Origin of the sequence: Calothrix sp. NIES-3974 (assembly GCF_002368395.1) — a bacterium.
Taxonomy (GTDB): Bacteria; Cyanobacteriota; Cyanobacteriia; order Cyanobacteriales; family Nostocaceae; genus NIES-3974.
The window spans coordinates 739,556-751,780 of the sequence record NZ_AP018254.1 but is presented as its reverse complement, the minus strand read 5'-3'; the positions used below and the strand labels follow the sequence as shown (position 1 = coordinate 751,780).

At 37.8% G+C, this 12,225-nt stretch carries 7 protein-coding genes; 3 read left to right on the top strand and 4 right to left on the bottom strand.

All coding sequences use genetic code 11. From position 1 onward, the window contains the following. Positions 1-105: 105 nt before the first annotated feature. Complete coding sequence (locus CDC37_RS02855; protein ID WP_096620396.1) at positions 106-309, bottom strand: hypothetical protein; 204 nt, start codon at positions 307-309, stop codon at positions 106-108. Between the two features lie 377 nt (positions 310-686). Here CDC37_RS02855 and CDC37_RS02850 point away from each other — a divergent pair, with 377 nt between their 5' ends. Both CDC37_RS02850 and CDC37_RS25630 read left to right on the top strand, forming a co-directional pair. Then, the gene (locus tag CDC37_RS02850; protein WP_255408935.1) at positions 687-3,020 is read left to right on the top strand and encodes an ATP-binding protein; all 2,334 of its coding nucleotides are present in this window, start codon (positions 687-689) and stop codon (positions 3,018-3,020) included. Between the two features lie 123 nt (positions 3,021-3,143). Next, positions 3,144-6,473: a GAF domain-containing sensor histidine kinase gene (locus CDC37_RS25630; RefSeq protein ID WP_096620394.1), complete on the top strand. Its 3,330-nt coding sequence runs from the start codon at positions 3,144-3,146 to the stop codon at positions 6,471-6,473. Between the two features lie 78 nt (positions 6,474-6,551). Here CDC37_RS25630 and CDC37_RS02840 read toward each other — a convergent pair whose 3' ends face one another. Together CDC37_RS02840 and CDC37_RS02835 are read right to left on the bottom strand one after the other, a co-directional pair. Continuing rightward, a complete protein-coding gene (locus CDC37_RS02840) occupies positions 6,552-7,322 on the bottom strand; it encodes an SDR family oxidoreductase (RefSeq protein ID WP_096625858.1) in 771 nt (256 codons plus the stop codon). 55 nt (positions 7,323-7,377) lie between these two features. Beyond that, entirely contained in the window at positions 7,378-8,706 is a 1,329-nt protein-coding gene (locus CDC37_RS02835) for a deoxyguanosinetriphosphate triphosphohydrolase (RefSeq protein WP_096620393.1), read from the bottom strand. 1,404 nt (positions 8,707-10,110) lie between these two features. Between CDC37_RS02835 and hetI the strand changes: the two genes are divergently transcribed. Continuing rightward, positions 10,111-10,857: a 4'-phosphopantetheinyl transferase HetI gene (gene hetI, locus CDC37_RS02830; protein ID WP_096620392.1), complete on the top strand. Its 747-nt coding sequence runs from the start codon at positions 10,111-10,113 to the stop codon at positions 10,855-10,857. A 71-nt stretch (positions 10,858-10,928) separates the two neighbouring features. Here hetI and CDC37_RS02825 read toward each other — a convergent pair whose 3' ends face one another. Beyond that, the gene (locus tag CDC37_RS02825) at positions 10,929-12,110 is read right to left on the bottom strand and encodes an RtcB family protein (RefSeq protein WP_096620391.1); all 1,182 of its coding nucleotides are present in this window, start codon (positions 12,108-12,110) and stop codon (positions 10,929-10,931) included. Positions 12,111-12,225: the final 115 nt, after the last annotated feature.

Below are 12,225 nucleotides of genomic sequence, written 5' to 3'. Positions count from 1 at the left end.
TACCAAGATTTAGGTGAATACTCAGCTACTACTACTTTTAAACACAAAACAAAAAACAACTTTCTTCAGGCATCTGTAACAAGGTTTTTCAATGTACTGCAAGTCTTAAATATCTTCGGGAATGACCCATTTAGGTGGTTCCATGAGTTTTTTTAGTCTTGCGGCTTCGGCGATTTCTAGCATTTGGTCAAGGGATGTTTCAGCAATAAATTTGGTTGTTGCTTGGCGGTTTTCTAGATTTGGGCATTTTTCTGGGAGAAGACAACCGTTAACGCAGTCTACTTTACAGTTAACTTGTGTTTCTTCCATGATGTTCTCCTGGTGATGTTGTTTGTGATTAATCTTAGTTGGCAATAATTAGGATTTTACCCGATGTGGAGCCTTTGCGTTGACACCCTCGTAAAAGGATTTTGACGTTGATTCAAAAGATGCAGGATGTACAATCATAGTTCATTAAATAAATTCAAATGCTCCTACTTGAAAGTAAGTGGGAAGTGGGGAACAAGGTGTGGGAAAAACTACTTTTATGGGTTCTGGTGTCCGCAGTCAATGTAGGTGTCATAATTTCTGGTTGGAAGTTTAATTTTTCAGGCAAAGTGGGAAGACTAAACATAGAAAATGTTCAGCAATAGTAAGGATTTCTTCCCAGTATGATTACTAACCACGGCAGTATTCCCTGATACGAAATTCTCGAAGAACTATATCATGGTTCTCGGACAATTGTTTATCGAGCAATTCGAGAAGGCGATCGCTTACCTGTGGTGGTAAAACTACTGAGAAATCCTTCTCCGACTCCCCAGGAGATATTTAGATTTCGTCACCAGTACACCATTACTCAAAAACTGGATATAGCGGGTGTTGTTCCGATTTACAGTTTTGATGTATGTGGGAATAGTTACATGTTGGTGATGGAGGATTTTGGGGGAATCTCTCTATGTAAATATTTCGGGGAGGGAAATAGGGGTGTGGGAGAGGTTTTAGGAGTTGCTGTACAAGTTGCTGGGATTTTGGAACATGTTCATCAGCAAGGGGTTATTCACAAGGATATAAAACCTGCGAATATTTTGATAGAACCGCAATCGGGACAGGTAAAGCTGATTGATTTTAGTATTGCAGCTCTGGTTTCTCAAGAAATTCGGGAAGTTGGAAACCTTGATACTTTGGAGGGGACTTTAGCTTATTTGTCTCCCGAACAAACTGGAAGGATGAATCGGGGGATTGATTACCGAAGCGATTTTTATTCCTTGGGTGTGACCTTGTATGAACTATTAACGGGGGAATTACCCTTTGCTGGGGATGACCCAATGGAGTTGGTTTATGCTCATTTGACGAAAAATCCTCCTGCTTTCCTTCCAAATAAGGGGATACCAACGATGGTGGAAAGGATTGTTGGTAAATTAATGGCAAAGAATCCGGAGGATAGATACCAAAGTGCTGGGGGTTTAAAGTCAGATTTACAGCGATGTTGGCAAGAATATCAGCAAACAGGTACTGTCAATAACTTTATTTTAGGGCAACGGGATACTCCTATGGAGTCGCTTCGCGATCGCATGTCTCAATTACGTATTCCGGAAAAACTTTACGGTCGGGAAACCCAGGTCAAAACCTTACTAGATGCGTTTGCTACCGTCCAAAAGGGTGGTTGTCAGGTGGTGGTGGTGTATGGATATTCCGGTGTAGGGAAAACCTCCTTGATTCGGGAATTGCTCAAACCTGTCACAGCTAGTCGTGGTCATTTTATCAGTGGAAAGTTTGACCAGTTGCAGAGAGATGTTCCCTATGCTTGTATTGCAGCTAGTTATAGGGATTTGATTCGACAAATATTGAGTGAGGGTAAGGAAAGTTTACAATATTGGCGCGATCGGTTTTTAGCAGCTGTGGGTTCAAATGGACAATTGATAATTGATTTGATTCCGGAGTTGGAGTTATTAATTGGTCAGCAACCATCGGTGGAGGAATTACCTGTACAGGAAGCACAAAATCGTTTTGAACAGACTTTGATGGATTTTGCAACTGCTACTGGGAGTCCGAAATCTCCTTTGGTGGAGTTTATTGATGATGTACAATGGGCTAATTTAACGACCATATCTTTTCTAAAAAGGTTGTTGACAAGTTCCCAGACTCAGCATCGTTTGGTAATTTTAGCCTATCGGGATAATGAAGTTGACCCCACCCATCCCTTTATACAAGCTTTAGCTGAAATAGAAGCGCAAGGGTTAGGTTTGACAAGGATTGTTTTGGATTCTTTGTCATTACATGATGTGATGCAATTAATTGCGGATACTCTGAATTGTCATTTTTCACGGATTCAACCCTTGGCAAAGTTACTGTATGAAAAAACCCAGGGAAATCCTTTCTTTTTAATTCAACTACTCAAATCTTTGCAAGAAGGAAACTTATTGAGTTTTGAGAGAGAAACAGGTGAATGGAAATGGGATTTGACGGCAATTAGGCAGCAAAATATTACAGATAATGTGGTTGAGTTAATGATAGGTAAATTGCGAAATTTATTTATGTCAACTCAGGAAGTATTAAGATTAGCTGCATGTATTGGTGACAAGTTTGATTTACAGACTTTAGGAATAATTAGTCAACAATCTCCCCAATCTGCGCTCAAAAATTTATGGCCAGCGATAGCACAAAATTTAGTTATTCCCTTAGATAAGGATTATAAATTATTCTTAGATGAGATTATAGCTCAATATAGCGTTCAAGATAAAAACCCTAGATTTAGATTTCAACATGACCGAATCCAAGAAGCTGCTTATTGTTTGATTCCCCAGGAGCGAAAACAACAGGTTCACAAGCAAATCGCTGAGTTACTTTTACAGAGCATATCTTCAGAAAAGTTAGCAGAAAATATCTTCGAGATTGTCAATCACGCCAATCAGGCTGTTTCCCTATTTAAAAATCATTCAGAAAGGGAAAAATTTGCCCAATTAAATCTCATGGCTGGGAAAAAAGCCAAAGCTGCAATTGCTTACGAATCCGCTTTGAATTATTTTCATATGGGATTATAATTCATTAATTTTACTTCCCAAATTATTAGTCACAGTCAGGGAAAAATAGCAAATGGAGATTTAATTTTAGCACTGTTAGAAGAAAAAGCAGAAGCTGCTTATTGCTGTGGTAGATTTGCGGAAATGGAAGAATGCCTCAAAATCATTTTTACAAAAACCACAAATAAACTAGACCGCATCAAAGCCTATGAAATTCAGATTCAAGCCTACGCAGTTCAACATCGATTTTTAGATGCGATCGCAATTGCTTGCACAGCTCTAAAAGAGTTTAATCTCAACTTACCAGAAACTGTCACCTCTGCGGATACAATAGCTGCTCTAAAGGAAGTTCAAGACTTATTAGGGAATAAAACAACAGATGATTTATTAAATTTACCAGCAATGATAGATGCAGAAGCATTAGCTATTGCTAGTTTATTATTTAAAACTACTCCAGCTATCTATATATGTAAACCATATTTATATCCATTAGTGATACTAATTCAGGTTAAACAATTAATTTTATATGGGAAAAATTCAAATATAGCTTATATTTACGCTGCCTATGGAGCATTAAAAAACATAATTTTAGAAGACATATGCGCAGCCTATGAATTTGGGAACTTAGCGCTGCAAATGCTAGGTCATTTGAATCATTATAACCGCAGTAAAGTTAATCTCGTTGTTGCCCAATCTAATCTTAACTGCAAACAACACTATCGCGATAGTTTGCCACTTTTAATTGAAGGTTATCAAGTAGGAATGGCTGTAGGGGATAGGGAATTTGCTGGGTATAATGCTGGATTTGCGATTCACTGTGCTTATTTGACAGGAGTCAATTTGAAAACAGTTATAGATGACGCTCAAGCTTATATTCAGCAATTACAAAAATTTAATTTATTATCCGCTTTAGATTTAGCAAATATAGCTATTTTTGCAGTCAGAGATTTAGAAAATTTTCTCGATAAAGCAGTTGTTAAATCACAAAAAGAGGAATTTTACAGTCGTATTCATAAAACCGGAAGTCTAAATGGATTATGTTTATATTGGTTCTATGAAATGATTCATGAATATCTGTGCGATCGCCGAGAAGAGGCAAATCAAGCTAATGTTCATGTTCATCAAACCATAGTATCCTTTGCAGGGACTATTTTTATTCCTCTTTTTCACTTTTATGATTCTCTGGTTGCCTTAAATAATTACCCGCATTGTACCGATGAAAATGGAAAAGAAGAGATTTTAGAAAGAGTCAAAAACAACCAACAAAAACTACTACATCGCGCTCACCATGCACCGATGAATTTTCAGCATAAGTATGATTTAGTGGCAGCCGAGATGCATCGCATTCTCGGTAATATTCCAGAAGCGATGCAAATGTATGACGAGGCAATTCAAGGTGCTGTAGCTCATGATTATATCCAAGAAGCTGCATTAGCTAATGAACGTGCAGCAGAATTTTATTTAGAAATTAATAAACCTAAAATTGCCTGGATATACCTACAAGATGCCCATCAATATTATCAAGAGTGGGGTGCAAAAGTAAAAGTACAACAATTGGAAACAAAATATTCCCAATTATTCAACCTTAAATCTCAATCCAGTAATTATTTACCTCGAAATCTAACTCAAACTTTTACCCAAACTAGAGGTAGTAGTAGCACTGCAATCCAACTTTTAGATTTGGGTACTGTGATGAGAGCTGCAACAGCAATTTCCAGTGAAATTATCTTAGAAAAATTGCTGCACAAGTTACTACAAATTATCTTAGAAAATGCAGGAGCGCAAAAAGGCTGTATTATTCTGGAACAGGATGGGGATTTATATGTTGAAGTTGCTGATTGTAACCAGGAAATTAGAGAAGTTGTTGTAAATAAAGTTTCTCTGGAAACAAGCGAAAGTTTCCCCGTTGAACTCATTCAATACGTTGTTCGCACCCAGGAACCCCTGATTTTAAACAATGCAGCGAAAGAGGGGATGTTTATCAATAACCCCTACATAGTTAAAAACCAACCAAAATCCATTCTCTGTTTACCCATTTTCTCCCAAGGGAAATTTTTAGGTTTGGTGTACCTAGAAAACAACCTATTGAAAGCAGCATTTACCAGCGATCGCCTGGAGGTTGTTAAAGTTTTAACATCCCAAGCTGCGATCGCCATTGAAAATGCTCAACTCTACAGTCGGGAACAGGAAAAAGCAAAGGAATTGACCCAGAAAGAACAGCAGTATCGTAGTATTTTTGAAAGTGTCAACGATGGATTAGGTATCTGGGACTTAGAAACCGGTGAGTGTCTTGCTGTCAATCCAGCAAATTGTCGAATGTATGGTTATTCTCAGGAAGAGTTTTTAAAAATAACTGCTGCGGATTTTGTTCATCCCGATTATTTACATGTATTTACAGAATCTCTACAAGCTGTTACCGCAGGTAAAGATTTCTACGGTCATGCAATTGTAATCCGAAAAGATGGTAGTCAGTTTGATATCGAGGTGAGGGGAACACGCTGTTTTTATAATGGTAAATATCAGGGTTTATTTATTGGTCGGGATATTAGTCAACAAAAAGCCGCAGAACGGGAAAAAGTACGAGCAGAAGCGGAAATTAAACGTAAAAATCAAGAGTTAGAGCAAGCTTTAATGCAGCTACAACAAAGTCAAGCTCAGGTAATTCAATCGGAAAAAATGTCGGCTTTAGGTAACTTAGTTGCAGGTGTTGCGCACGAGATTAATAATCCGATTAGTTTCCTCAATGGTAGTATCAAAAATGCTCAAGATTATATTCGAGATATTTTAGGTCACTTACAACTTTATCAAGAACAAGTGGAAGCAACATCAGTTATTCAAGAAAGTGCAGAAGAAATTGATTTAGAATTTCTCATGGAGGATTTACCGAAAATATTATTAGGTATGCAAACAGCTACTGAGCGAATTAAAAATATTAGTAACAGTCTACGAACTTTCTCCCGCGCAGATACGGAGCATAAAGTTACTGCTAATATCCATGATGGTTTGGAAAGTACTTTATTAATCCTCAAATATCGTCTCAAAGCCAATGAGCATCGTCCCGCAATCGAGGTCATTCGTGAATATGGAGATTTACCTCCGATTGAATGCTTCCCTGGTCAACTCAATCAAGTATTTATGAATATTTTGGCTAATGCCATTGATATGTTTGATGAAGTGTCACAAAATCAAAGTATGGAAGAATTAAAAGCTCATCCACAGAGAATTTGTATTAGTACAAGTATGGCAGATGAAGAGTTACAAATTCGGATTCGAGATAATGGTAAAGGAATGACTCCGGAAATTCAAAGTAAAATATTCGAGCATTTATTTACGACTAAAGGAGTGGGGAAAGGAACAGGGTTAGGATTAGCTATTGCGAAACAAATTATTGAAGAAACCCATGCAGGTAAATTAACTTGTGTTTCCCATCTTGGTCAGGGTACGGAGTTTATTATCACTATTCCGACTAAATAGGGTTGGCTGAAAATTAGTCAAGAGACGTAATATATAGAATGTAATATTTATGTAGAGACGTAATATATTATGTCTCTACTAACGACGATGTACTAGGGTGCTACTAGCTTGATCAACTGGCATGAGAATCACCTGATTAATATTCACATGGGGAGGACGGGTTGCGCAAAAAAAGACGACATCCGCGATATCGTCCGCAGTTAGGGGTTGCATACCTTGATAAACACTAGTAGCACGTTCAACGTCTCCGTGAAAGCGAACCTGACTAAATTCTGTTTCCACCATACCTGGGTCTACGGATGTCACCCGAATTGGTGTACCGACTAAATCTAATTTCATCCCCTCGGAAATGGCTTTAACTGCGGCTTTTGTTCCACAGTAGACGTTTCCACCGGGATAGGTTTGATGTCCGGCAATGGAACCAATGTTAATAATATGTCCATATTCTCGTTCAAGCATACCGGAAATTACGTAGCGACTCACATACAATAAACCCTTAATATTGGTATCAATCATTTCTTCCCAGTCTTGAAAATCCCCGGACTGAATTTTATCTAAACCACGACTAAGACCAGCATTATTAATCAAAATATTAATACTTTGCCATTGTTGAGGTAGGTTGGCGATCGCATTTTCGACAGCAGAGCGATCGCGTACATCTAGTTGAATTAGATAGGTATCAGTTGGACATTCTTGCTGAATCTGTTTTTCCAGTATCTGTAATCTTTCTAACCGTCTGGCTGCCAAAATTAATTTTGCTCCTGCGGCTGCAAATATTTTGGCACAGGATGCACCAATTCCGCTACTTGCACCTGTAATGAGGACAATTTGGTTAGCTACGGATACCATGATGTATTTTCCAACCTGATGTGTTTTCAAATCAAAGTTAATTTTACCGTTTAATTTAACCCAAGGAAATACCACTATATTTTTTAAATATGCTGGTTGCATAGGAATCACTCATCCCCGAAATATAATCGGTAATCCGCAGAATTTTGTTATACAAACTTTCATTGGGGAAAGGGCGATATTTTTCGGGTAAAGTTAGTAAAATTAATTCGGATTTTTTACTATTACTTAAAACTGCATCGATGAAATCGGTAAATAATTTCCCTAAAACCTCATATCCAGCTATTCTGGTTTCTAAAACATCTGGATGTAGGAAAACTTGTGTGGATACCGTTGTCGCTATATTTTGTAATTCTGGCAAGTATTTACTCAATTTTAATAAATTATTATCAAACTTACCAGCCAAAATTTCCGATTCAAAATCGAGAAAAATAGATGCGGTTTCATCCACTAAATTATTAATTGACTTTGCACGCAAATGCTTAATTAACTCCGCATTACTTGCATGGTGATGGGATAAATCTAAATTAGCGATCGCAGCTAATAAATCACGGGCTTGTTCAAAACTAATATAACCCATCCGATACCCATCTTCCACATCTACAATCGAGTAACAAATATCATCCGCAGCTTCCATTAAAAAAGCTAAAGGATGACGACACCACCAAGCGATATCGGGATGACGACGGATTAATCCTACCTGCTGTGCAACCTGACTAAATAATTCTTTTTCGGCTTGAAAAAAACCGTATTTTTTGACACTGCAACCTGTGTAACCGTTTAATTTTTCTGGGGGAATATAGGATTCTCTAGGATACTTAGTAAATGCGGCTAAAGTTGGACAAGTTAAACGCATTCCCCCTAAACGAGGTTGGGTTTCTAATTTTGTTAAAATCCGAAATCCCTGCGCATTCCCTTCAAACAAATCTAAATCTGTTTTTTCCGCAATACTTAATAATGATTCCACACTATTAATTAGCTGATTATACCAATTTTTAAATCCTGTTTGAATTGCATCTTCCCCTGAATGACCAAAGGGGGGATTACCGATATCATGGGCTAAACATGCAGCTGCAACAATATCACCAAAGTCTGATGCACTTAAATCTAAATTATCTAAATGATGACGCTGAACAATGTCGTAACCAACTATTCTTCCTAATGACCTCCCCACACAAGATACTTCTAAACTGTGAATCAAACGGGTACGAATATAATCATTTTTTGCTAGGGAAAAAACTTGGGTTTTATCCTTGAGACGACGAAAGGGAGAAGAAAAAACAATCCGGTCGTAATCTTTATGAAAGGGGGTGCGGTGATAGCGAATATCTTCCGCTTCTTTTTTCCCTAAGCGTTGCGGAGTCAGTAGTTTTTGCCACTCCATTATCCCCTGCTCCGTGATGAATCGAAGTTATAGAATTATATTATACATGATTTTTTAAGAAATTCAGCCAATCCCTCTGTAATACAGAGGAGAGGGGCGGCAAAATCCGTAGTTTTAACCAAAAATAAATGTTTCTAAAATTTCTCTACAAGAGGGAGAGGGGTTCTTTGAATCCGTCGTAGTACTCACGTTTTTTCAGGTATGGTGGATATGACTGGACATACTCAAAAACTTAGTGCGGCTAAATACAATTATCAATGGAAAATGTGGAGATTTAGATTTATTATTTTGTTGGTTTGAAAATACTAAAGTAGGAAAAAATATATTCGTGGTGATGAATTGATATTAGGAAAATTGTAAGCGTAATTATGATTTTTAATCTTGGAAGTAATTATATCTAATCTTGTCCGAATCAACTCATTATAACTAAAAAAATTTAGAAATGTGACATTTTATATTTTTATAATTTTTGACTATTTATTTTTTGATAAAAATCACTACAATAGGAAATTAACAGCAATATGAAGTTTCTGTGAACCTGAACTTTTAAGCTCAAGCTCATCTTTGTATAACTGCTTTACAGGTTGTTGATCGTTGATTGTTAACCGTTAACAGTTAACTTCAACAATGAGTAGATATACAATTTAAATGTGTCAAAGCTTAACAAATATTACTTATTCACCTATCCGATTGAATTTAACTTTTCAATGGGATGATACTCCTGTATTTGACTAGCTATATCTAGATGATTTTTCTCGGTATAGTTACTGTTACTGTGTCCAATTTATTTCCTGTAAAAGCTATGTTGACTTATTTGTGAAATAAATATTTGAACCTTTTGGAAATTGACCCGTTTACTTGTGAATTCTCAATTAATAATACAAGACGAGAAGAATGCTAATATCAAGCCTTTTTGAGTTCATTCAGGACAATCAGGCTGATTTACCCTAAATTCCTAAAATAAGGAGTAAAAATATCAAGATATTGTCATGCTTAACAGTTCCTTGATAACTGCTTCAGCTAAACTAAACAAAGATATGAATAGACTTCACTAATAATTCATGGTAGACAGGCTAGAGACAAACTCCACAGTCCCTAGCCAATACCAGCGAAGATGAAATAACCCACAGGTTAAAACAACAACTAAAATTGCCCAATTTAAATTTACAGCAGTGACTGCACACTGTGCCAATTTGTTGTGGAAATTAGTGTATCTACCAAGTAGGCAAAATTAACTAGCTGTCAATTTTCGTCAAGCAAAACAATAATTACTTGATTAAAACAACTGACGAAAAAAGATGGGCTATGTTCCGGGCTTACTTTTTGAATATGAAATCGACCCTGTTCCTCTAAACTAATTTCATTCGGCTTTCACTGGAAGTCGCACACACTGAAGATATTAAAATGCAAAGACCTAAACTGCGTACCTCAACCATCAACAGCCCTAGCGCATGGCTACCTGCACCGAAGGAAATGACAATACTACCGGATGAAATTCACATCTGGCGGATTGATTTAGATCAATCTGAGTCTACTTTAAAACATTTTGCCACGATTTTATCTGCTGATGAATTATCGCGGGCTGACCGTTTTTATTTCCAACAACATCGCCAACGCTTTACTGCTGGACGGGGTATTCTACGAACTATTTTAAGTCAATATCTCAATGTTACACCTGGGGAAGTAGAATTTAGTTACGAAGAATTTGGTAAGCCAGTACTCTCAGAAAAGTTTAGCGATCGCAAAATCTGGTTTAATTTATCCCATTGTCAAGGATTAGCATTGCTAGCTGTGTGTCAAAATCGTCCCATCGGGATTGACTTAGAGTATGTACGTCCCGTTTCTGATGTACTTTCCTTAGCCCAGCAATTTTTCTCCACCAATGAATATGCTGTGATGCGATCACTCTCACCTTACCAGAAACAAGAGATATTCTTCCGGTATTGGACGTGTAAGGAAGCATATCTCAAAGCCACTGGTGCAGGTATTTCCCAATTACAAAAAATCGAAGTCAGCATCAACGGCAACGAACCAGCTAAACTCCTATCCGTCAGTGACTGGAGTTTACTAGAACTTGTTCCCGAACATAATACCGTCGCTGCGATCGCTGTTCCGGGTAAAATCAGTTCAATCAAGTGCTGGCAATATTGATCCAATTGGTTGACCGTTGACGGTTCACGGTCAACAGTCAACATTCAGCAGTCAATAAAAACCAGCTAACTTTACCCTTTAACACACACTACCTGCTTCAAAGTCGCAACCACCTCCACTAAATCCGCTTGATTTTCCATTACCTGTTCAATCGGCTTATAAGCTCCGGGAATTTCATCGATTACCCCTTCATCCTTACGGCATTCTACCCCGGCGGTTTGCGCAATCAAATCATCCAAAGTATACACTCCTTTGGCTTTGCTACGGGACATCAACCGACCTGCACCGTGACTACAGGAGCAAAAACTATCAGCACAGCCTTTACCTTTGACGATGTAGGACTTCGCACCCATTGAACCGGGAATAATCCCGTAATCTTCAGTTTGAGCGCGGACAGCACCTTTACGGGTGACATAGACCTCTTCGCCAAAGTGTACCTCCCTTTCTGCGTAGTTGTGATGGCAATTGACTTCCAGCAAAGGTTTAAATGGTTTTCCTCCCGCAAGATGTTTCTCCAGGATGCGTTTGAACCTTGCCATCATCACATCGCGATTCATACGCGCATAATTTTGTGCCCATTGCAAATCATGCCAATAGGCTGCAAATTCGGGTGTACCAGCCACAAAATAGGCTAAATCAGCATCAGGAAGTTTGATTTGTGCCATTTTCGCCAATTCCTTCGCTGTATCGATATGACAGCTAGCCAATTTATTGCCAATATGACGAGAACCGGAATGTAACATCAACCACACTTGATTATCTGTATCTAAACAGACTTCAATAAAGTGATTACCACCACCTAAAGAACCCATTTGTCGCATGGCTTTGGTTTGCAAATCCTGCACCCCTGGATGCAGCTGATTAAATTCCCGCCATTTTTGCCAGTTAGTTACGGTTTTTTCGATGTCTTTATTTTCCTCAAAACCAGTAGGAATAGCGGCTTCAATTTCTTGACGAATTTGCTTAAGTTTTCCCTCTAGTTTATCTCCAGAAAAAGGTGTTTTAATTGCTGCCATTCCACATCCAATATCCACACCAACTGCGGCTGGAATAATCGCTTCTTTTGTGGCAATTACTGAACCAACTAGTGCCCCTTTTCCTAAATGAACATCGGGCATTAAGGCAACATGTTTAAATACAAATGGTAAGGAAGCAACGTTTTGAGCCATTTTACTTTCATCACTTCCCAGTTCATGATTTGCCCAGGATAATATGGGTGATGGAGTTTTTAATTCTAATTTTTGATAAGGCATAATCGATTTTGGATTTTAGATTTGGGATTTAAATTATGATATATGATAGTTAACGGGATAATTTCATACCCTTCATTTGCTGAGGATATTAGATTGTTCGTTGATGTGCGACAAA